The sequence below is a fragment of the Streptomyces sp. NPDC054813 genome, assembly GCF_053611365.1.
The window spans coordinates 40,808-63,466 of sequence record NZ_JBSHAF010000018.1 but is presented as its reverse complement, the minus strand read 5'-3'; the positions used below and the strand labels follow the sequence as shown (position 1 = coordinate 63,466).

The following is a 22,659-nucleotide window of genomic DNA, read 5'->3' as shown; positions in this document are numbered from 1 at the left end:
CGGCCCCCGCAATCTGTCCCACGCGCTCCCCCACCGGGGTGTGTGCACACACGGCGCCCCCCCCCCCGGGGGGGGGCCGGACTCTGACGCACCGGGCCAAGGTCGTTCACGGGACTCCGGCCCGCTCGCCTCCTGCGGTCGCCGCGGCGGTGAGCGCCGGCCCCTCTCGTCGCGGGCTCTCGCGAAGAGGACCGACCTTTGGCCTGCTCGACGCGTCGGTGTCCCGACCGGGGGCAGGTCTGCCGACCCCCGGCCACCCGACGGCCGGCGTCCTCGGCTCCCCTGGCCGAGGCGAACGAGTCGGCCTTCCGGCGGCCCGACCTGACCTGACAGGAAATACGGCAAAAGGTGCGAATTCCTCGAACCGTTCGGCATGCCTCGTCCGTGGAACTGAATGAGCGATTCTCCACAGGATCCGGCATACCGACCGCTCCTCGAATGTGTAGGCGGTCTCCCACGTTCCGGTCTCCCACGTTCCGGTCTCCGCACATCCACAGAAGAGTCAGAAGACCATGTCTGTAACCGATTCTCCCCGCCTGAGCTCACTGCTCTCCCCGCTCTGCCGCCGCGAGGCACTGCTCACCCTGCCCGCGCAGGAGGCGCACGTTCCCGCCGCTCGTCACTTCGCGGCCGATCTGCTGGAGACCTGGAGCGTTCCCGAGAGCGAGCGGGACTCCGCCGTTCTCATCGTCGACGAACTCGCGGCCAACGCCGCCCGGTACGGGCGCGAGCGCATGACCCTGCTGCTCCTGCTCGACCTCGGCACCCTGCACATTGTGGTCAGTGACTCCGGCACTGCCGTGGAGCGCCCCCGCCCGGACATCGCCCCGGACGAGCACGGACGCGGCACCGGCATCGTCCAGTGTCTCGCAGAGTCGACCGAGGTCCACCAGACGCGCGGCGGCCGCGAGGTCCGCGCCTGCCTGAGGTGTTCGGCATGACCGGCCCCGCACGCCATGGCGTCCGCCCCGGTATGCCGGACGAGGGTGTCCCCCCGGGCGCCGGCGAGGGGATCGACGCTCCGCCCCCGCACGAGGCGTACGCGAACGCGCCCGACCTGCGCCGCGAAATGCACCAGGTGCTTGCCCTCGGGGCCGAGCGCGACGGCCGCCAGGGCAGGACCGTCTCCGGCCCGCCGGCCGACACCGAGGTCGACGAACGCGCCTGGCTGCTGCGCCGGGCGGCCCTCATGGACCGTATGGCCCTGGAAAGCTCCGACTCCGGCCCGGCCGGCGCCGCCGCACAGACCGCCGGACAACTCGTGGCGCACGACCGGTGCCGGCCCGACCTGGTGGCCGGTCCGCACCGACCCGACGCGGTCACGCCCGGCCCCGCCCGCCGCCGTTACGTCCGCCAGGAATACGCCGCCTGGGCGTCCGCCGGGCGACCCGGCACCTGAACCGGCCCGACCCGTCAGACCGAGGCTTCTTGCGCGGGCGAGGCCCCGGCTGTCGCAAGGAGTCGGGCCCCGTCATCCGCCGGGCTGCCGGGCCCCAGGGCTGAACAGCCCCCGCCCGCTGCCGGCTACGCGGGCCTGCGCCACACGGAGATGTGCTTCGTCGAGTCCTGGGTGAACGGGGAACCGTCCCAGTCCGCGACGCGCCGCTCCGGTTCGAGACCCGCGATCCTGGCCATCAGGTCCAACTCGGCCGGCCACGCGTACCGGTGCCGGGAGTCGTCGCGGCGGTAACTGCCGTCCTCGCCTTCGCGGGTGAGGTGGTGGGAGACGAGGATCTGCCCGACCAGGTCGAAGGTGTCGAAACCGAGGTGTCCCGCGGACACGTCGAACGGCACCGCGACCTGTCCGGGCGGCAGCAGCCGCAGCGGCGGCACCCCCAGCTCGATCACGAAGCGGCCGCCGGGCGCCAGATGCCGGGCCGCGTTGCGGAAGCACTCGACCTGCTCGTCCTGCGTCAGCAGGTTCGAGATCGTGTTGTAGACGAGGTAGACCAGGGCGAACTCGCCGGGCGCGGTGGCCGTCGCCATGTCCCCGATCACCACTGGCAGCGTCTCGGCGTCGACCTTGCGGCGCAGCACGGCCGCCATGTGCTCGGAGAACTCGATGCCCACCACGGGCACCCCACGCTCCCGGAGCGGCACACCGACCCGACCTGTTCCGATGGCGAACTCCAACGCCCGTCCCCCTCCGGCGAGTTCGGCGAGGAACTCGACGGTCGGCCCGAGCACGGCCGCCGAGGTCATCTCGGTCTCCTCCGCGTCGTAGCGGTCGGCCTCGGCGCGACTCCACAGCTCACTGCTCGTCATGGGCGGCCACTCTGCCGGGCCGCCGGAGCCGCCGTCCACGCAATTTCACGGCCCCGACTCCGTCGGACCCCGCGTTGTCAGTGGCGGCCGGTGCCGACGGCCGCCGACCGTTGTGGTCCTCCTCCGGCCGCCCGCCGCCCGGTCGGGAGCGGGCACCAGGCCCAGGCGCTGGGCGTGCAGGACCGTGCTGAGACGGTCGCGGGTGCCGAGTTTGCGGTAGATGTTCTCGACGTGTTTGTGCACCGTGCGCGCCGAGATGCCCAGACGCCGGCCGATCGCGTCCGCGGTCAGGGCGTCGGTGAGCAGAAGCAGGACGGTGAGTTCACGGGGCGTCAGCGCGCAGTCCGCCGCCCGTTCCTCCGGATCACCGGCTGTCGCGGCCGACCGGCGCCACTGTTCCAGCAGTTGGCGCTGCTGCTCGACGGCGGCCAGCAGCGGCTGGGCGCGTTCGGCCGTCCGTAGGTGGTCCTCGGTGAAGTCCGCGCCGGAGCGGTAGACCAGGCAGCCGGTGATCGGCGCGACCGTCCCGGGCAGCGGGAGCGCCAGGACCTGGTCCAGGTCCAGGGCCCGCCCGAGGACCTGCGCGGTCTCGCTCGCCGTCCAGGCCTTGCCCGCCAGCCGGCGGGCCGTGACGGGGACACGCCCGAGGCCGGCCGCGTAGTGGTGGGCGAACGGGTAGCCCGAGCGCAGCACGCCCAGCTCCCGGTGGCCCAGCCGGCCCAACTCGGCGGCCGACATACCGAGGGTGCCCTCGCCCTCGTTCCAGTCGTCCAGCTTGTAGATCAACGTCTCGCCGCCGCACAGGTCGGTCAGCGCGTCGGCGAGCAGTGGCCACAGTCGTTCGGGCTCGCGCTCGTTCAACGCGGCCACGGCCAGCCCGGTGAGGCGTTCGTAGGCCCTGTCCAGCCCCTGTAACACGTCTTCCTCTCTGCCCGCGCCCCTACGCAGTTATACGCATACCCATGCGACAGTCCGCTGCCGCATGCTTCAACCGGGTACCGGGATCGGGTTCGACGACTCCGGTCGTGCGGGCCGCCGGCACGGGGGAGTGGCGGCCCGCATCGCTCGTCGGCCCGGTCACCCGCCCCAGGCCGCGGCGCACAACACACGGTCGACCTCGTCCGCGTAGCGCGCCGCGGTCAGCCAGGCCCGCGTGAACCGGCCCGTGTCCGCCGGTAGCAGTCGGCCGAAGGCGTCGCGCGAGCGTTCCGCGGCGGCCGCGAGCAACTCGTCGAGGATATCCCCGGCCGTGGCGAGACCGTGCCGGTGCAGCCGACGGGTGTCCGCGGCCGCGTTCCCCGGGAAGGCCAGCACACGCCGGCCGCCCGAAGCCGCCTGCTCGACCCGGCGACGCAGCAGGTGCAGAGGTGCCTCCTCGGACGTGGGCACGGTGGTGGCCGGCGCCGGAGCCGGCAGATCCGCGTGCTGGAGCCGGTCCAGGCCCAGGTCGACACGGCTCCCGGCGAGCGTCGGGTGCTCGGTCGCGAGCAACTGCGCGCGGGCGTGCGGGGCCGCCACCAGACGCGCGATCACGCGCAGCCGGCTCCCCCGGGCGGCGGACAGCAACCGCAGGTTGTCGCGGTGCGGGAGCGCCGGATGGTCGTGCGCCGCCGTCAGCCGCAGCGGCACGCCGCCGCAGTCCGCCAGCAGACCGTCGCCCGCCGCCTCACGCACCACGCCGACCGGCGTGACCTCCAGGAACAGCAGATCGTGCCCCCCGTTCAGGGCCCGCCCGACCTGTTCGGCCACCGGCACTGCCCAGAGCCGGTCCAGCGGCTCGGCCCGCCAGTCCGCACCGGACGCGCGCACGGCCCGTACCCCCGCGCCGGCCCCCAGCCGCCCGGTCGGCGACACCGTCGCCCCGGACACCGCGAGGCCCGCCCGCGCCAACTCGCGGTGCGTCAGCGCCGTGTCGCCGATGCGTACGGCGCGGTCGGCGGCGCCCACCGCCCGGCCCGCGCCGCCCGGGGCCACGTCGGAGACCGTGTACAGACGGCCGTCGGCGTCGGCGGTCCAGGTGACGGCCCCCGCATAGCCGCTCGCGGTCAGCACGGGCTCGGCGAACAGGCCGTACAGCCGCAGCGAACCGTCCGGGGTGTACGGCTGCCGTACGGTGCCGCGCAGCCCGGTCAGTTCCGGACCCGCCGCGAACGGGACGCGGTGAGCCACGTACAGGGTCTCCGACAGGGCGGCGACCAGGTCGGCGAGCCGGAAGGCCGGGTCGGCCGCGCGGGCCGCACGCAACGCGGTGACCACGGAGACCACCGCCGTGGCCGCGCGGGGGAGCCCCGCGAGGCGCGCGGCGTGCGCGGCGCGCAGCAGCTCCGCCTGGAGCACGGCGCCGGAACCGTCCGTACCGGCGTCGAGCACGGCGGCCGCCGCGGCGAAAACGGCTTCGGCGGCCGTGTGTTGAGGGAGCGTGGCGGACTCCTCGGAGGCGGGAGCGGGGGACTCCGGTGTGGTCGAGTCGGCCACCGGCTTCCCGGCGCTCCCGGCGTCCTCGGAGACGCCCGCCACCGGCACATCCGAGACCCCGTCGGCGCCCTGTGCTGCCACGGCCGCGTCGGCCCCCGGCCCCGTGCCGGACACTGACACAGCCGATTCGGCGCCCTGTGCCGCCATGGCGGCGTCGGCCTTCGGCGCGGGCGCGGCCGGGTCCGCCACCGGGGCCGCCGAAGCCGCCGCCGCGCGGTGCAGGCAGTCCGGGGCCAGCAGGCAGCCGCAGCGGATGGCCGTCGCGTCGGCCACGACGCCCTCGGGGGCGTGCAGTTCGAGCTCCGAGCCCTCGTCGTCGACGGTGATGCGTACGGTGTCGCCGTCCCGGACCACCGGGCGGTCGGCCAGCTTGGCGATGCCCGCGTCCAGCCGTTTGCGCAGCCGGGGCGAGAGGGCCGCGACCAGTTCGGCGGTCACCGCCGGGGCGACCGGGGGCAGTTCGAGGCTCATGCGATCTTCTCCCCTACCCAGCGGGCGAGTTCGAGGGGGCTGAGGGCGGCGACCGGCATCCCGGCGGCCACCAGCTGTCCGGCGATCCCGGTGGAGTACCGGGGGCGCCCCGAGTCGTCGAGGCCGGCGCACCCCAGCACCTGACAGCCCGCGCCGACCAGTGCCCTGACCTCGGCGAGCAGGCCGCCGACCGGATAGCCCTCCTCGAAGTCGCTGACCACGACGACGAGCGTCCGGGACGGCACCGTCACCAGCTCACGCGCGTGCCGCAGCCCTGCCGCGATATGGGTGCCGCCGCCCACCCTGACCTCCAGCAGCAGTGCCAGCGGGTCCTCGACATGGTCGGTGAGGTCGATGACCTCGGTGGAGAACGCCAGGAAGTGCGTGGACAGGGTCGGCACACCGGCCAGCACCGAGGCCGTGAGCGCCGCCCAGACGGTCGACGCCTCCATGGACCCCGACACGTCGGTGACCAGGATCAGCCGCCAGTCGGCGGCGCGCCGGGCCCGGGTCCGGAAGACCGGGCGCTCCGGGATCACCTGGACCGTGCCGTCGGCCGCCCGGCGGGCGGTGGCCAGGTTGGCCCGCAGCGTGCGAGGCAGGTCGAGGCCGCCGCCCGGACGCCTGCTGGGGCGAGGCAGCGCCGTGCCGTGCAGCGCGGGGCGCAGCCGCGTCGCCAGCTCCCGGGTCAGCGCGTCGACCAGGCGTCGTACCAGCGGGCGCAGCGCGGCCAGCCGGGCCTCCGGCAGCCCGCCCGCGTGCCGCAGTACCGAACGCAGCAGGTCCACGGAGGGGCGCACGCTGTCCGGATCCAGCTCGGCCAGCACGTCCTGACGGCCGGTCGCGGCGGCCGCCGCCAGCACCTCCTCCCGGACACCCGGCCCGAACAGCGCCGCCAGCTCCTCCGACCACTCCCGCACCCCGGGGTACGGCGCCTCACGCCCGCCGCCCCCGCCCCCGAGGTCGCCCCGGCTGCCCTCGCCGCGCCCGCTGCCGTACAACTCGTCCAGCGCGGTCGCCAAGGCGCGTGCCCGCTGGGGAAGTTGATCGGTGCGGCGGCCGAGCAGCAGGCGCCAGCGGTCGGTGGGGGCCAGCCGATGGTCCGCCGGGAGCGCGGGGGCCGTGGCGGGCTCGTGCTCCGCCCGTTCCCGGCGCGGCGGCAACAGGCCCAGCGTGCGCAGGGTTTCGCGGGCGGCGAGATCCGCGCGGGTCCAGGTGGCAAGCGCCGCCGGGTCGATCGTGCCGGTGTCGGCCACCCGGTCGGTGCCGAGACGCTCCTCGACACCGGCCAGCAGACGGCCGCGGTCGGCCGGGCTCAGCGTGTCGAAACCGCCGCGCAGGGCCGGCAGCCGGTCGAGGAAGTCCCGGTCGGACAGCTCCGACACCCGGCCGACCAGGGGCTCCAACGCCGGCGCCGCCGCCTCCAGCAGCCGCCCGGCGGCCGTCAGCAGCCCCGTCAGCCGGGCGGTGAGCGCGGTCCGCGACTCGGCGTCGACAGCCCCGTCTACCCAGGAGGCGACCCTGCCCCCGAAGACCCGCGGGTCCTCCTGACCGAGCAGGACACGAACGGCTCCGGCGGCACCCCGCATCAACGGGGATCCGTCGGCGGCCAGCCGGGCCAGCGCGTCGGTCAGCCGGATACCACCCAACAGATCCGCACGGTGGGCGAGTTCGAGCAGCGCGTGAGCGTCGGCCGGGTCCTGGGAACCGGTGAGGCCGTCCACCTGGCGCACCGCGGCGGCGGTCAGCAGCTCGGCCACGGCGACCGTCCGCGCCGCACGGTCCGCGTCCGTGTCGAGACCGGCGACATGACCGGCCCGCAGCCGGTCCAGCAGGGCCAGCCCGCTGAGGAGTTCGGGCAGGGTGCCGGCGCCCGGGAGAACGGCGGCGGTGTCGCCGAGCCGCTCGTCCACCAGGCCGGGCAGACCGCAGTGGGCCGCCTGCTGCAGGCCGTCGAGCACCTGCGCCGCCGTGGGGCCGCCTGCCTCGCGTTCCTTGCGGCTCCGCTCGCGCAGCAGGCCCTCGGCCGCCTGGACGAGGGTGACCCCGCGGACCCCGGCCGCCGTCAACATCGCGGCGGTGGCCGGAGTCCAGCGCACCTCCCAGCGTGAGGCGAGGGCGTCGGCACCGCCGGTACCGGCCACCGGCCTGTGCTCGGCGTACGGCACCGAGCACAACGCCAGGCGGCGCAGCTGCAGTTCGCGGCGCCGGTCGAGGTCCGAGCGCAGGGGGTCGAGCCGCAGATCCCGGGCGGGGCCGCGGTCCGCCGCGCCGGGCAGGCCGAGGGCGGCCAACTCGGCCTCCACGGCGGGGACGAGGCCGCACCGGGGCGCCTTCGGCGCGGGACGGCCAACGCGGGTGCCGACCAGTACGGCCTCCATAGCCCGGGCGACGGCCCGGCCCCGGCCGTAGGGCTCGCCCTGTGCCAGCACGGTCTGGGTCGCCTCGACCAGTTCGCCGCGGCCCGCTGCGGGCAGACCGCGCAGGCGGGCGAGGTCTCCAGCCAGGCGGGTGATCTCCCTGGCGTCGGCAGGGCCCGAGGGGTGGCCCTGTTGCCGGAGTGCGGCGCAGATACCGACGGCCGCGCTGGTCAACGCGTGTTCCAGGGCAAGGGGATTGCCCGCTGCCTCCAGAACCATGTGCTGCCATTCGGGGTCGCGGATGCCGGCGGGGTAGCCGGAGCGCTCGTCCAGGAGGGCATAGGTGTAGGGGATGAGGGAGGTTGTCCATTCGGGCGCGGCTGGGCGGGGGCTGGTCGCGCCCACGCGGTGGTAGCCGCACATCGACTGCAGCCCCGCGCCCCTTGGGCCGGCTACCAAAGCCGGTGTGTGAAAGGCACCCACCACCATGGCGGCCCGTTCACCGTCTGCCGTCGCCTCTGCCAGCCTGGAACGCATCCACTCCTCCCGCCGCAGATCCACCTCCGACACGGCTGACTCCTCCCGCAGTGCCCACCCCGTCAGCAGCGCCGCCCGGCGCAGTGCCTCCGGTGTCGAACCGGGCGCGGCGGCCTCGACCAGCCGGTCCCAGAGGTCGTCGCCCGGGCGCCCGGTGAGCCGGGAACGCAGTGCGCCCGACAGCCGGCCCGGCCCCTGCGCCGCACGTTCCTCCTCCCGCCACCCCCGATCAGCCAGCGGCAGATCGCAGGCGACCACCGGCACCGCTCTCCGCGCCGCCCACCGCACCGCCGCCAGCTCCGGGGAGAAGTCCGCGAACGGATAGAACGCCGGGCCGGCGCTGCCGTCGGCCGGTGCCGCCGCGAGGGCCACCGGGGCGCGGGTGTCCTCGTGGGCCAGCCACGGCAGCCAGTCCTGCAGTTCGGCCGGCAGCTCGACGAGCAGCGCGTCCGGCTTCGCCGCGTCCAGCAGCGCGGGCACCGCCGCCGCCAGGGACGGCGCGTGGTGCCGTACACCGATGAGGTACGGCCCGGCGGGGTCGGTGAGGGCCGCCAGGGCCGCCTCGGGGGAGTCGGTCACGAGGTCACGCCTCCAGGACCGTGCGCAGGTCCCACAGGGTGCGCCAGGTCGCCGAGCCCTGTTCCGCGCGCCGTCGTACCGGACCGTCCCAGTAGCTGCGCAGCCGGGCCGCGTCGGCGGGATCGTCCTTGCGCACGACGCCCAGGAGATGCCCCGGGAGCAGGCCGAGGACGTCGCGGTCCCCGGGGAAGTAGGCGGCGGCCAGGGCCAGCGCGCCCGCCACCGACACCGCCTCCGCCGTGCTCATCACCGTGGACGGACGTTCCACCTCCCAGCCCTCCGCCGACCGTCCCTCACGCAGATCCCGGAACGCGGTGACCAGTGCCTCGAGCACCGCGTCGTCGACCTGGAAGGGCGCTCCGGCCCGCTCCACGGACGCCCGCGCCTGACCGCGTACCAGCGCGGTCTCGGCGTCCAGGTCCGGAATCGGGCCCACGGTCTCGAAGTTGAATCGGCGCTTGAGTGCGGCGGACATCTCCGAGACGCCCTTGTCCCGCAGGTTGGCCGTGGCGATGAGGGTGAAGCCGGGCGCGGCATGCGCCAACGCGTCGTCCGTGCCCGCCAGTTCGGGCACCGCGATGCGCCGTTCGGACAGCAGCGACACCAGGGAGTCCTGGACCTCGGGCAGACAGCGGGTCACCTCCTCCACCCGGGCGACGGCGCCCCGGGACATCGCGGTGAGCACCGGGGAGGGGACGAGTGCCTGTCGGCTGGGACCCTGGGCGAGCAACAGGGCGTAGTTCCAGCCGTACTTGAGCTGGTCCTCGGTCGTGCCCGCCGTGCCCTGCACGACCAGCCCGCTGGTGCCGCACACGGCGGCCGACAGCAGTTCGGACAGCATCGACTTGGCGGTACCGGGCTCGCCGACCAGCAGCAGACCCCGCTCACCCGCGAGCGTCACCACACAGCGCTCGACCAGGGCCCGGTCGCCGACGAACTTGTCCTCCACGACCAGCCGGCGCGGCACCCCCGCCGGCACCTCGGCGTCGTCGGGCAGCCGCAGTGCCTGGCCGCCGCTGCCCATGACGAAGGTGACGACGGCGCGGGGCGTGAGCCGCCAGGCGGGCGGCCGCGGCCCGGCGTCGTACGCGGAGAGGAAGGCCAGTTCGGTGACGTACCGGTCCTCGGGCGGCACGATCTGGCGGAGCGGAGCGGCACTGGCGGTCATCGGTGGTCGTCCTTCGCGGTGGTACGGGTGGTGGTGCCGGCGGCGGTACGGGTGCGGGTGGCGGCGCGGCGCTCGGTCATCGGCGGCGGCCGCCGCGGGTCGCTCGCGTGGTCAGCTGCTCGTACGCGGGCGCGTCCCCGGCCCGCACGCGCTCCCAGGCGTGGGCGAACAGCTCCGGCACCGGGACCAGCGGCAGGGTGCGGTCGCCGTCGGAGACCGGGTAGAGCGCTTCCTTCCAGGTCTCCACCGGCAGGGCCGGGGCCTTGAGGTCGCGCCAGCCGCCGGGCAGGAAGAGGGTGCGGCCGGCGCGCGGGCGCTTGGCCTCGACGACCAGACCGCTCGCCGTCAGTTCGGCGCGCGCCTTCTTCGTCCGGGCGGGCTTCCAGCCGGTCCAGCGCGCGCAGTTGCGGTCGGTCGGGTCGGGCAGGGCCAGCACCTGGAGGTAGAGTGCCGCCGCGTCCTCGCCGAGACCGTGGGCCGAAGCGACCTCGGTGACCAGGGCGGGCACACTGACCGTGGGGTCCTGGGCGTACCCCGCGGGTCCCTCGGCCGCGAGGGCGCGGTCCAGGTCGCCGCCGAGGATCGTCCGGACGGCGCGCAGCCAGGTCGTGCGCCCCTCGCCGAGCAGGCCCTCCAGGAGCCCGAAGACGGAGTCGTCCGGTCCGCTCAGCGTGGCCGGCCGGACCAGTACGTGCTCCGTGTCCGAGTACCAGGGACGCAGCACCAGCGTGTCACCGGCCCGGGTCACTCCGTCGGCGTCGGCGCCGCCGGACTCGGGCAGGCCGAAGGCCTTGCGCAGCTGGACAGAGGTCGGGCCGCCCTTCTCCGTCCAGTCCAGGCCCAGTTCGAGCAGCAGTTCGGGGTCGGCCAGGCGACGGCGCAGCGCGGTGAGTCCGTCCGTCAGCCCGGCCCGCAGCGGATGCCCGTACGGCAGCAGGTACGCGAGCGCCGCCAGGCTCTCCACGGCACCGGCCAGCGCATACGAACCGGGTACCGCCGACGGGTCGGCGGGCGTCAGGTCGCCGTCCTTGTCGGGCCGGAACACCGTGGTACGGGTGAGCCAGGGGGTGCGCGCGGGGTTGAGCACGGCCTCGGCATGACCGACGCCCATGCCGGCCAGATCGGTGCTGAGGTCCTCCGGCAGACGCACCAGGGTGCCGAGGCGCTCGGTCCAGAGCCGCGCCGCGGACGCTGTGTCGGGGCCGGTCGTCCACAGCTCGGCCGGGTCGTCCGGCAGCAGCGCGCCGAGGAGCGCCCGCTGCTCGTCCAGACCCAGCGACTTCAACAGCTCGGCACCGAAGCCGCGCTGACGAGGCTTGAGACCGATGGTGGCAAGGCCCTCGGCACCGGGTGCCTGCGGATGGCCGGCCAGCAGCACGGTGGCCTGGAGCGGACCGAGCCCGCCGTTCGTCGCGGCCGCCAGCGCCTCGGGAGCCCCGGGCCGCCAGGGCGCGGCGCCCTTCTCCCGGACCAGTCGGGTCAGGGCCGTGAGCCGGTCCGCCGGAATCCCGGTGGCATGCCGGGTCTCCCGGACCAGCGTGAAATGCCCGACGGCACCGAACGCCCCGGACGGATCGTGGTCCAGGGCCAGCCACTCGACCTGGCCCAGCCGGGCGTCCACGCTCTGGCAGCCGAGTATCACCACCGTACGGCCGTCCCGGCGCAGCACCTGGCCCGTCCGCTGCTGCTTGTCGTGCGGTTCGCTGAGCACGACCTCGCGCAGCGCGGTCCCGAGCCCGGGGAGCGGTCCCTCGGCCAGCGCCTCGAACAGCAGGAGCAGCGGCTCGCGCTGGGCGTCGGTGAGGGCCGGGGAAGCAGCGCGGTAGGCGAGCGGCCGCAGCACGCCCAGGACGGCCGGCCAGACCGCGCCGATGCCGGGGACGGTGTGCTCCTCGCTCAGCCAGCCGTCGCCGACGGCGGCGAGCCGCTCGGGTCCCGGCAGCGGCTTGCCGTCGGCGGGCCTGCCGGACAGCACGTGGTTCACCGAGCGGATCTGGCGCAGCGCGGCCCAGCCGCTCTGCCATGCGTTCTGCAGGGGCACGACTCCGGCGACGGCGTCGTGCAGCGTCCGGTCCCCGCCGTGCTCCGGGGAGTAGTCAGCGAACATGCCCTCGGTCCGCTGCCGGGGCTGTCGCGGCCGCTCCTTCGGCGGCGTGGCCAGGGACCCGGCCGACTCGGCGACCCGCAGCGCCGCCCGGACGAGGGAGGCGACACCGGTCAGCAGCCGTCGGTCGGCGAGTCCGGGCAGCGACCGTGCCACCGCCGCCAGTGCGACCTCGTCGGCGGCCGGCACCGCGGCCCTCGCCCTGTCGTCCTGCCCGGCCCGGGCCAGCGCCTGCCGGCGCTCGTCCAGCGCCGTCGCCGTCGCCCGCATCAGCGTCCCGGCCGCCTCGTCGGTCAGGGCGCGCAGCACGCCCGACCCGTGCTCGTCGCGGGGGCGCAGCGCGTGCCAGAACGCGACCGGCGGCACCAGCCGGGTACCGGCCGCGTACGCCCCGCCGGACTCGCCGAAGGACATCCGCCCGAGCTCGGTGCCGTCGCCCGCGTGCAGGGCGACGCTCTGGTACATCTGCGTGGCGATCGGCTCGGCCCCGCCCGGCAGCCGCAGCGCGCCCAGCGGCACCCCCGGAACCCGGCCGTTGCGGGCCGCCCGCAGGGTCGCCGTCCGTCCGTCCGGTGTGCCGGCGACGGTCCGGGCCTCGGCGCCCTCGCCCTCCGTGCGCACCCAGCGCCCCAGGACCGTGCCGTCGGTACCGAACGGGCTGTGCTCAAGACCGGGTTGCAACGGCAGCACCTCGCAGGAGCCGTGCAACAGCGAGGCGTCCTCGCGGACCGCCGACGCCAGCAGCGCCGGCAGCGAGGCACGTCCGTGCTCGCCGGTCGCCGGGTCGTACTCCAGCCACACCGACTGCCGTCCCTGCCTGCCCTGACGCCAGTACGTGGTGCCGTCGCCCAGCACCGGGCGGCTCGGCGGCAGGACCGTGTCCCCGGCGTGCAGGGTGCGGCCGCCCGTGGCCCGGCCGCCACCGGGCAGCGGGACCGAGGCGTTGGCCGCGTCCATGCCGGACCACCAGCCGGGTACCTGCTCACCGCCGAGCGGGAACACCTCGGACGGGCGGTTCGACCAGTAGCCGTGCTGCTTCGAGCCGTCCCGCCACACCACCAGCAACTCGCCGTCCACGTAACGGAACCGGGGCCGCTGCCAGCGGTCCAGGTCCGTCGGCAGCCGCAGGTCGTGCTTGAGCAGCACCCCCTCGGGGCCGACCACGATCGCCTTGTGACCGCGCGCCAGGATCAGCGCGGGCCATGCCTCGGTCACCGACAGCGCGTTGTCCCGGTCCTTGCGCACCTCGGAGTCGAGTAGCTGCAGCGCCTCCTCCAGCGCGGGCCAGCCCAGTTCGTCGAGGATTCCGGCGCGGAGCGTGCGGCCGAGGACCGGGACAACGTCGTACCCGGCGAGCCGGCCGACGGCGAGCGGGCTCTCCTGCACCACCGCCCGGAAGGGACGCAGCCGCTCCAGCTTGGAGGCGGCGCCGGGCAGTCCGGTCGCGGCGGCGAACTCCGAGGTCGCCTCCTGCAGCCACTCGCGCAGCACGTCGCCGAGGACCGGATGCGCGGCCACCCTGGGAAGATCCGCGGGACCCTGACCCCTCCCGAGCTCTTCGACGGCCTCGAACAGCATGGTTCGGTAACGGGGTTCGGCTGCCAGCGCCTTCAGATCCCGCTGCCCGGGCCGCTCGTCGCGCAGCCAGCTGCTCAGCGGCAGATGGACCTGCGCGTCCGCGTCCGGAACGGCCAGCGCGACGCCCTCCGCGACGCACAGGTCCAGCAGATCGAGGTCGGCCCCGGCCTGCCAGCGACCGGTGAAGAGGTCCACGGGCCGTCCGGATGCCCGCAGCCGGGACGCCATCCGCTCGACCAGCGCCAGCGTCGCGGGGGAGCGGTGCGAGTACGCAGCCCCGTGCTTGCGGTGCTGGGCCCAGCGGCTCAGCCAGTCCGCCGCGTCCATGTCCCCGTCGGCCCCGCCGTCGTCGGTGAGCAGCAGATCCGCTCCGCACTCGGCCAGCAGCGCCAGCCAGAACTCGTCGTCCGCCACCTCCCGGCCCAGCCCGGCCGGCATGATCTCCAGCAGCCGCACCCGGATCTCGGGCCGCTCCTCGGCGAGGACCGGCAGCACGCTGCGGTAGGCGTTCCAGAAGGAGGCCGGCGCCCGTACGGCGGCCGGGGAGGCGAGCAGGTCGGCGACCAGGGCACACTCCTCGGTGACCCGGCCAAGACCCGCTGCCTTGATCAGCCCGCGCGCGTCCTGCGGCAGCGAGGCGTACGGCGGCATCCCGGCCGCGCATCGCTCCACCGTCAGCTGCCGGAACTGCGCCCAGGCGGTGGCCGGTTCGAGCCGCCGGGCGAGGTCCTTCACGTACTCCTTGAGCGCCTTGACCGTGAGCGCCCCGGCGAAGGCGAACTCCAGGAACACCGCGCGCTGCCGCTCCTCGTCCACGGCCAGGGCGTGCACCCGCTCCGCCTCGCGGGCCTTGCCGAAGAAGGCCGCCGCGTAAGTGGTGTTCTCGTGCTGGAGGAAGACCCGTGCGGCCTGCTCGTAGAAGGTCGGCAGGAAGTGCGGGACCGCCCGGCCCAGCCGCTCACCGAGCGCCTCGAAGCCCTCCTTCGCGTTGCCCGGCTTGGACTTGGCCTGCCGGGCCAGCCGCTCGACGTCCTTGACCAGGGCGAGGGCGTGATGGCCGTTGGCCGGGTCGTGGACCAGCGCCCAGGCGGGGAAGCCCAGGGTCTCCCGGCGCACCTGGCCGACCTCGGGCGCCTCGGGGTCCCGGGCGAGGCCGAGGAACTCAAGGGCCAGGTCCTCGGCCTCGCCGAGGGTGCCCGGCACCAGGCGCACCACCGGGCGGTCGTCCAGGGCGGGGTGGGTGTAGGTGCGGGCCGTCAGGACATCGGCGTCCTCGCGCCGGGTGGTGCCCGACGGCAGGATCGCGCCGGCGTCGAGCAGCGTGGCCGTGGTGGTGTCGTCGTACGCGGTCATGCCGCCCGCTCCTCGTCCTCGATGTCCCGCCCGGCGTACAGCGCCGCCGCCATGCGCATGCCCTCCGACCAGGCGACCGGGCCGACCTGACCCAGCTTCAGCGCCCGGCCCGCCGGATCGGTCCACACCAGCGGGCCGGTCTCGGTCTCGTAGTAGGCGTCGAAGTCGCCGACCCAGACCCGGGCCTCGATCCCACGGCCCTCCTCCAGTACGGAGCACACCGCGTGGCCGCCGCGCACCCGGTACCCCAACTGCGTGGCCCTGCCGTGCAGGAAGCGCAGCTCCTTGAACACCCCGCCCGCGTACTCCTCGACCTGGGCGGCGTCCGCGTCCAGGGTGGCCGGGCGGTGCCAGACCTCGCGGAAGAGCTGCTGGGCCTTCTGCTCGACGCCCAGCTCGACAGCGAACTCCCGCAGCTCCTCGAGGTCTTCGAGGAGTACCGGGTGCGGCAGCCGGACCAGGTCGGGGGCGATGCGCACGGTGTCGCCGTCGAGATCCACCAGGCCGAGCCCGCGCTCGGCGTCGGCGTCCCGCAGGAAACCGGCGACCTGGCCGTCGGCGCCGGTGACCACGAGGTCGCGCAACGCAGCCTGCCAGGCCGGGTCCGGCCAGACGCGGGTGAGGACCTCCAACGGCACCGGCAGTGAACGGGTCAACCACCGCTCCACATCGGCCAGGCACTGCCGTTCGTGCCGCTCCAGCCACTCGGCGAGCTGCCGAAGTCCCACCACCGCCGGATCGTCCGCGAGCTTCGCGGGCACGGACTTCAGCCGCCGCCCCGCCGCGTTGCGGCAGACCACCTTCCCGTCGTCCAGGGCCACTTCGTAGTCCCCGGCCGTCACCCACCCCATGCGTGCCTCCCCGCACCGCAGTGATCAAGTGATGGCGACTGTAGGGGAGACCACTGACAACGCCCTCCACGGTCCCCGGCGCCGGAGGGAAACCGCCGCTCATCAGGGGCGACAAGGGCCGCCGAGAGGCGTGAGGCGGGATACGGGAACGGCCCCGGTCCGCAGGCGGAGACGCCTGGACCGGGGCCGTGCGGAAGTCAGTCGGGCGAGGACGTCAGCCCTGCCCCGCTTCCTTCTCGCGCTTCAGGTTCTTCAGCCGTGCGCCCTCCTTGCGGACCTCCGCCTGGGTGGCGCGCTCCTTCGCCAGCCACTCGGGCAGCTCGCGCTTGAGCTCCTCGATCTGCTCGGTGGTGAGCGGCTCGGTCACCCCGCCGCGCGCCAGCCCCGCGATGGACACGCCCAGCCGCTCCGCGACCACCGGACGCGGGTGCGGCCCGTTGGCCCGCAGTTCGCGCAGCCACTCGGGCGGGTCAGCCTGGAGTTCGGTCAGCTCGGCGCGCGAGACGACGCCCTCCTGGAAAGCGGCGGGCGTGGCGGGCAGGTACACACCCAGCTTCTTCGCCGCGGTCGCGGGCTTCATCGTCTGGGTGGTCTGGTGCGAACTCATGAGGTCAAGGGTATCCGCAGGGTAGGAAAGCGCCGACCACGGCCGACGCGGGGCCGCCGACCACGGCCGACGCGGGGCGCCACCACCGTCGATGGGGGCCGCCGTCTCCGGCCGATGCGGGGCCGCCGCCCCCGGCCGGTTAACCTGGCCAGGTGACAGGCTCGGAGGAAACACCGTCGTTCCGGCTCGCGTACGTCCCCGGCGTGACGCCCGCCAAGTGGGTACGGATCTGGCATGAGCGCCTGCCCGACGTCCCCCTCAGCCTCCACCAGGTCACGGCCGCCGAGGCGTCCGACATGCTGCGCGCGGGGGACGCGGACGCGGGTTTCGTACGGCTCCCGGTGGACCGTACGTTCTTCAGCGCGATCCCCCTCTACACCGAGGCCTCGGTGGTCGTCGTACCCAAGGACCATGTGATCACGGCGGCCGAGGAGGTCACCGTCGCCGACCTGGCCGACGAGGTCCTCTTCCACCCCCTGGACGACGTCTTCGACTGGGACGCACCGCCCGGCGAGGCCGCCTTCGAGCGCCCGGCCACCACCGAGGACGCCGTCGAACTGGTCGCCGCCGGCGTCGGCCTGCTGGTCGTCCCGCAGTCGCTGGCCAGGCTGTACCACCGCCGGGACCTCACCTACCGGACGCTCACCGACGCCCCCCAGTCGACCGTCGCCCTGTCCTGGCCCGAGGAGGCCACCACGGACCTGGTCGAGGACTTCATCGGCATCGTCCGCGGCCGCACGGTCAACAGCACGCGCGGCCGTCAGGCCGAACAGGCGCCGCAGGGATCCCAGGGCGGCCGGACGCAGCCGAAACGGCCACAGAAGGCGACCGCGGCGGGTCGTGGCGCACAGGGCAGGGCCGGGGTCGGGGGAGCCAAGCGCACCCAGTCCGCCAAGCCCGCGAAACGCGGAAAGCCCCGCCGCCGGTCGTGAGCCACGAGCCGGCCGGTGATGAGCAGCGCGCCGGCCGGTCATAGGCCTCGAGTCGGCCGGTCCGTAAGCCACCCGCCAGGAGCCGCTCACGAGCCGCATTCCGGCCGGTCACGAGTCACACGTCAGCCGGTCATAAGTCACGGGTCAGCCGGTCCACGCCACACGCGAGTCGGTCATAAGCCGCGTCAGCCGGTCACATGCGGCCGGTCGGCCGGTCACAAGCCGCGGGTCCCGGTCATGGGCCTCAGGCGATACGCCGTACGGGATCCGTCGGGGCGGGGCTTCGTGACCGCTCCCGGTCTGCTCCCGCGCGCCCCGATCACCCTCCCCGATCCAGGGCCCACGCGATGTCACGATGCCTCCGGACATCCCGGAGATCAGCGCTGGAGGCGCCCGTGAGCCCCGAAGTAGCCCCGGACGAACCCGTCGACCCCCGTACCTCGTCCGCGTTCCTCGTCAACGAATCGCTCGGCTACCTGTTCCCGGCCGCCCTGCGCGCCGCCGCGGTCGTCGGGGTGGCCGATCATCTGGCCGACGGCCCCCGTACCCCGGCCGAACTGGCCGCGGCCACCCGCACGGACGCGCGGAGCCTCTACCGGGTGCTCCGGCTGCTCGCCACGCGCGGCGTCTTCGAGGAGGACGCCGCCAGCCGCTTCCGGCTCACCTCCGCCGGTGACGCCCTGCGCAGCGACGCACCCTGCTCGGCACGCTCGGCCGTCCTGATGAACACCGACCGCAGCATGTGGCTGCCGACCGCCGACCTGAGCCGCTGTGTCAGTGAGGGCACATCCGCGTTCGAGCATCTCTTCGGACTGCCGTTCTGGGACTACTTCGCGCAGGACGAGGACACCGCGGACGTCTTCCACCGCGGTATGGCCGCGATGTCCGACGCCGAGAACGAGCCCATCGCCACCGCCTGTGACTTCCCGCCCGGCGGAACGGTCGTGGACGTGGGCGGCGGCCACGGTGGCTTCCTGCTGACGGTCCTCGACCGCCACCCCGGTCTGCACGGCGTCCTGTACGACCGGCCGCACGTCCTGGCCGGGCACCGCCTGGACACACCCGGGACCGTGGGGCGCTGGAGCACCGAGTCCGGCGACTTCTTCACCGCCGTACCCAAGGGCGACGTCCTCGTGCTCAAGCGATCCTGCACGACTGGGAGGACGAACAGTGCGTGGTCCTCCTCGACCGCTGCCGCGCCGCGCTGGCGCCGGGCGGGCGGGTCCTGGCGGTGGACGCGGTGGTCCCGCCGGGCAACGCATCCCATCAGGCCAAGGCGCTCGACCTGCTGCTGATGGCGGCCCTGGTCGGTCGGGAACGCACGGCACCGGAGTTCGCCAAACTGTTCGAGTCCGCCGGTCTGAAGCTGTCGAGGATCGTGCCGACCTCGACCGTGCTCTCGGTGATGGAGGCGGTGGCCGCCTAGTACTCCAGTGAGATAGGAGATCCCGGCCCGGGGCATCCTGGGCTCAGTCGTCCTCCGGCGCCCTCGACCGCTCGCGCATGTCGGCGACCGCCAGGCACAGCGCCACCAGGATCAACCCGACGGATGTGAGCAGGCCCAACTGGAGCGCCTCGGTGGCGGGGCCGCCGTTCGCGAGGTGGGCGAAGTAGACGGAGCCCACCACGGCGATCCCGGCCGCCGAGCCGACGCGCTGGCCGGTCTGCAGCACCCCGCCGGCCGCGCCGGCCCGTTTCACCGGGACGCGGGTGAGGGTGAGCGTCGTGTTGGGGGAGACCGCGAGACCGGAGCCGATCCCGCCGATGATCATCGGCACCGCCGCGGCCCACCCCAGGTCCTCCAACGGCACCAGCCACGCCACCGCGGCGATCCCGAGCAGCCCCACCGCCACCCCGCCGAGGCCGATGACGACCAGCTTGCGCCCGTGCCGCACCACCAGCCGGCCCCCGAGGGCGGCACCGACCGCCGAGGCGATCGCGAACGGCAGCACCGTGAGCCCGGAGGCCAGCGCGCTGTATCCGGCGGCGTTCTGCAGGAACAGGGCGAGGACGAAGAAGACCGTGGTGAAGCCCGCGAAGTAGCTCAGGCTGATCAGCGCGCCGAGGGTGAAGGACCGCAGTGAGAACAGGTCCAGATCCACCAGGGGCGCCCGTCCGAGCCGTCCCTGCCGCCGTTCCCACACCCAGAACAGGCCCAGCAGCACTCCGCCCACCGGCAGCAGCGCCCACTTCAGCCGCCCGGTCCACTGCTGCTCCTGCACCAGCGGCAGCATCAGCGCGAGCACCCCGGCACCGAGGAGCACCACCCCGACGGGGTCGAACTCCTCCCGTCGGCCGGGCGAGGCGGGGAACCGGGGCAGCAGCCGCAGTCCGGCGGCGAACGCGGCCACCCCGATGGGCAGATTGACGAAGAACACCCAGCGCCAGCCGTCGCCGGTACCGACCGCGCCGATGATCAGACCGCCCGCCAGCGGACCGACCGCCGTCGAGACGCCGATGACACTGCCGAGCAGCCCGAAGGCCTTGGCCCGCTCGGCGCCCTGGAACATCTGCTGGATCAGTCCCGAGGTCTGCGGGGCCACCATGCCCGCCGCCGCGCCCTGGATCAGCCGGAACACCACGAGCCGGTCGGGGCTCGCGGCGAGCCCGCAGGCCGCCGACGCCACCGTGAACGCGGCCAGCCCGAAGAGGAAGGCCTGGCGCCGCCCGCGCATGTCGCCGAGCCGGCCGGCCGGCACGAGCGCCAGCCCGAAGGTCAGGGCGTAACCGGAGACCACCCAGGACTGGGCGGCCTCGGTCGCGCCGAGCCCGTGCTCGATCGAGGGCAGTGCCACGTTCACGATGGAGGTGTCGAGCAGCGAGATGAATCCGGCCGCCAGACACACCCCGAGCGCCCGCCACCGCCGGTCCTCGGTGGCCGGTCGCTGCGGCTTTGCCCAGGTCGTGGTCATGCCGCCACGCTATGCAGTCATCACAGATGTCGCACGACCGGCGGAGCGAACGGCTGGCGGTACGGGTCCGTCCGGGTGGGTTTCAGTGGGCGCCCGCCGACGGTGAGCGTGCTGCCCTGCGGGGGGGGGGCGACAACGGTACGGACAGACGGACAGACGGACAGGCAGAAGGAGTTCAGGTCACGGATGCCGCTACGCGCGTGCCGTCCGGCCGATCGACTCCACCAGTGGCAACAGGCGGTACGGGACGCGTTCACGCAGGGCCACTTCCGTGCGGGTGCGTACCACGCCCGGCAGGCTGATCAGTTTCTGGATCACGTCCTCCAGGTGCGCGTTGTCCCGCGCCACCACCCGGGTCAGCAGGTCCCCGCCGCCCGTGATCGAGAACGCCTCCACGATCTCCGGCACGGCGGCCAGCGCGTCCCCCACGTCGTCGAGGTGGCCCTGGGTGACCTCGATGTGCACGAAGGCCAGCACCGGGTGGCCGAGAGCGGCGGGGGAGAGGGAGGGACCGCCGCCGGTGATCACACCGTTTCGCTCCAGCCGGTCCAGGCGGGCCTGGAGGGTGCCCCGGGCGACACCGAGGATCCGGGCGTACTCGCGCACGCTGGTGCGCGGCTGCTCCAGCAGCAGGCGCAGGATGCGGGTGTCGAGCTCGTCCACGGTCATGGTGTGCGACTGTACCAATGGCTCACAGCCGGTTCGGGCTGAGCTGGGCCATTGGTGCTCAGGCTGGCCGGCTTCGTGCGGTGAGAGTGGGCCGATGGCTCAGTGAAATCGGGAACACTTGAGCCGGTCGCCCCGACGATGCTCTCATGGGGGTGTCGATGGCGCTGCGGATCCCCGCGGCGCCATTTCTGTGTCGTCCACGCGGCGCCGTTTCTGTGCGGTCCATGGGAGGGAAAGCAGTGCTGAAGAGGGTGTTCACGGCTCCGGACCCGGGGCGGGTGCGGCTGCGCTTCGCCGCCCGGGCCGTGCTGGGCATCGGCCTCGCCGTCGTGCTCTGCGGGGCGGCCGGGCACTCCCTCACGGGCGCCGTCACCGGCGGGCTCGCCGCGCTGCTCACCCTGTTCACGGTCGCCGACGCCACCGTGCGCGGGCAGGCCGTCACCACCGCGCTGCTGCCCGTCGTGGGCCTCCCCGTGCTGGCCGCCGCGGCCGAACTGCACGACGTGCCCGTCGCACGGGACCTGGTCTTCCTCGCCGTGGTCGGCGCGGGCGTGTACGCGCGCCGCTGGGGGCCGCGGGGCCACAGCCTCGGCGTGTTCGCCTTCATGACCTACTTCGTGGCCCAGTTCCTGCACGCCACGCCCGGACAGCTGCCCGAGCTGTACGCCGCAGTGCTGCTCTCCGTGCTCGCCACGGCCGCCGTCCGCTTCGGCCTGTGGTGCTACGAGCGCCGCCTGCCCCCGCCGCCGGTACCCGCCCCGCCCGCCGGCAGCGGCCTGGCCCGGGTGACCACCCGGCAGGCGGTCCAGGCCACCGCGGGCGCGGGTTTCGCGCTGGTCGTCGGTCAGGCGGTGTCGGGCCAGCGCTGGTACTGGGCGGTCGGCGCCACCTGGTGGATCTTCGTCAACACCGCCTCGCGCGGCGAGACCCTGGTCCGGGGCTTCCGCCGGGTGCTCGGCACGGTCCTCGGCATCGCGCTCGGCCTGCTCGTCGCCGTCCCCGTGCACGGCGCCCCCGTCCCCACCGCCGTGCTGGTCGCGGTCGCCGTCTTCGGCATCTTCTACTCGGCCGCCGTCTCCTACACCTGGATGATGCTCTGGGTGACCTTGCTCGCCGAGCTCCTCTACGGCCTCCTCGGCGTCCTCACCCCCGGCCTGCTGGCGCTCCGGCTCACCGAGACCGCGGTGGGCGCCGTCGGCGCCGGGCTCGCCGTGCTGTTCGTGCTGCCGGTCACCACCCACGTCATCACCGACGCCTGGATCCAGCGCGCCCTGCGCTGCGTCCACGCCTGCACGGCCGAGGCCGCCGCCCGGCTCGCCGGATCCGCCACCGCCGATCCGGCACTCCGGGTGGCCGAACTGGAGCAGCTGCTCGGCCGGGTACGGCTCTCGGTCGCGCCCCTCGTCCATCCGCTCACCCCGATGCCCGGCCGCAGGCGCCGCGCCCGTCGGGTCCTCGCCCTGCTGGACGACTGCGCCCGGGAGATCCGCGGTCTGGTCGCCGTCGCCGCCGACCCCGAGGCCTCCCACGACGCCCGGCTGGCCGCCGCCTGCTGGCGCGTCGAGGCGGCCGTGGAGGCGCTCACCCGGGGCTCCGCACACAGCACCGGCCCCGCCGAACCGCCCACCGAGGCCGCCCTCGTCCATCTGCACGGCCTGGAGCGCGCACTGGCCGAACTCGCCGAGCCGTTGCGCGCCCCCTCGGGCTCACCCCTGGTCGGCGCCTGAGACGCGCCGCCCCGGACGTCTTGGTCTAGACCGCAAACTGCTACCGTCGGCCCGGGACTGGCTCGTACTGG

14 protein-coding genes and 1 pseudogene are annotated in these 22,659 nt (G+C 74.4%); 5 read left to right on the top strand and 10 right to left on the bottom strand.

The genetic code is table 11. From position 1 onward, the window contains the following. The first annotated feature begins 512 nt into the window (after positions 1–512). Together ACWGJB_RS31825 and ACWGJB_RS31820 are read left to right on the top strand one after the other, a co-directional pair. Positions 513–941, top strand: a complete 429-nt coding sequence (locus ACWGJB_RS31825) for an ATP-binding protein (protein WP_360497434.1) — start codon at positions 513–515, stop codon at positions 939–941. Beyond that, positions 938–1,399 carry a hypothetical protein gene (locus ACWGJB_RS31820; RefSeq protein WP_453383505.1) on the top strand — a complete coding sequence of 154 codons (462 nt, stop codon included), beginning with the start codon at positions 938–940 and terminating at the stop codon, positions 1,397–1,399. The genes ACWGJB_RS31825 and ACWGJB_RS31820 overlap by 4 nt, the downstream gene beginning before the upstream one ends. A gap of 125 nt (positions 1,400–1,524) precedes the next feature. Here ACWGJB_RS31820 and ACWGJB_RS31815 read toward each other — a convergent pair whose 3' ends face one another. The 8 genes from ACWGJB_RS31815 to ACWGJB_RS31780 form a co-directional block, all read right to left on the bottom strand. Further along, the gene (locus ACWGJB_RS31815) at positions 1,525–2,265 is read right to left on the bottom strand and encodes a class I SAM-dependent methyltransferase (RefSeq protein ID WP_453383504.1); all 741 of its coding nucleotides are present in this window, start codon (positions 2,263–2,265) and stop codon (positions 1,525–1,527) included. A gap of 45 nt (positions 2,266–2,310) precedes the next feature. Beyond that, a complete protein-coding gene (locus ACWGJB_RS31810; RefSeq protein WP_453383503.1) occupies positions 2,311–3,183 on the bottom strand; it encodes a LuxR C-terminal-related transcriptional regulator in 873 nt (290 codons plus the stop codon). A gap of 159 nt (positions 3,184–3,342) precedes the next feature. Continuing rightward, a complete protein-coding gene (locus ACWGJB_RS31805; protein ID WP_453383502.1) occupies positions 3,343–5,211 on the bottom strand; it encodes a hypothetical protein in 1,869 nt (622 codons plus the stop codon). Further along, entirely contained in the window at positions 5,208–8,687 is a 3,480-nt protein-coding gene (locus ACWGJB_RS31800; protein WP_453383501.1) for a vWA domain-containing protein, read from the bottom strand. Before ACWGJB_RS31800 ends, ACWGJB_RS31805 begins: the two co-directional genes overlap by 4 nt. A gap of 4 nt (positions 8,688–8,691) precedes the next feature. Next, positions 8,692–9,855, bottom strand: a complete 1,164-nt coding sequence (locus ACWGJB_RS31795) for an ATP-binding protein (protein WP_453383500.1) — start codon at positions 9,853–9,855, stop codon at positions 8,692–8,694. A 76-nt stretch (positions 9,856–9,931) separates the two neighbouring features. Next, a complete protein-coding gene (locus tag ACWGJB_RS31790) occupies positions 9,932–14,890 on the bottom strand; it encodes a hypothetical protein (protein WP_453383499.1) in 4,959 nt (1,652 codons plus the stop codon). Then, on the bottom strand, positions 14,887–15,741 hold the full coding sequence (locus ACWGJB_RS31785) for a DUF4132 domain-containing protein (RefSeq protein ID WP_453383498.1): 855 nt from the start codon (positions 15,739–15,741) through the stop codon (positions 14,887–14,889). Before ACWGJB_RS31785 ends, ACWGJB_RS31790 begins: the two co-directional genes overlap by 4 nt. Positions 15,742–15,955: 214 nt before the next feature. Continuing rightward, positions 15,956–16,348 (bottom strand): DUF5997 family protein, encoded by a 393-nt coding sequence (locus ACWGJB_RS31780; protein ID WP_450764179.1) that lies wholly within the window; start codon positions 16,346–16,348, stop codon positions 15,956–15,958. Positions 16,349–16,500: 152 nt separating this feature from the next. Here ACWGJB_RS31780 and ACWGJB_RS31775 point away from each other — a divergent pair, with 152 nt between their 5' ends. Together ACWGJB_RS31775 and ACWGJB_RS31770 are read left to right on the top strand one after the other, a co-directional pair. Next, positions 16,501–17,280: a LysR family substrate-binding domain-containing protein gene (locus ACWGJB_RS31775; RefSeq protein ID WP_453383497.1), complete on the top strand. Its 780-nt coding sequence runs from the start codon at positions 16,501–16,503 to the stop codon at positions 17,278–17,280. A 197-nt stretch (positions 17,281–17,477) separates the two neighbouring features. Further along, positions 17,478–18,706, top strand: a pseudogene (locus tag ACWGJB_RS31770) (methyltransferase). A 43-nt stretch (positions 18,707–18,749) separates the two neighbouring features. Here ACWGJB_RS31770 and ACWGJB_RS31765 read toward each other — a convergent pair. Beyond that, positions 18,750–20,192, bottom strand: a complete 1,443-nt coding sequence (locus tag ACWGJB_RS31765; RefSeq protein ID WP_453383496.1) for an MFS transporter — start codon at positions 20,190–20,192, stop codon at positions 18,750–18,752. 192 nt (positions 20,193–20,384) lie between these two features. Next, a complete protein-coding gene (locus tag ACWGJB_RS31760; RefSeq protein WP_453383495.1) occupies positions 20,385–20,861 on the bottom strand; it encodes an Lrp/AsnC family transcriptional regulator in 477 nt (158 codons plus the stop codon). Positions 20,862–21,100: 239 nt separating this feature from the next. On the opposite strand from ACWGJB_RS31760, the gene ACWGJB_RS31755 reads away from it, so the two are divergent. Beyond that, positions 21,101–22,588 (top strand): FUSC family protein, encoded by a 1,488-nt coding sequence (locus tag ACWGJB_RS31755; RefSeq protein ID WP_453383632.1) that lies wholly within the window; start codon positions 21,101–21,103, stop codon positions 22,586–22,588. Positions 22,589–22,659: the final 71 nt, after the last annotated feature.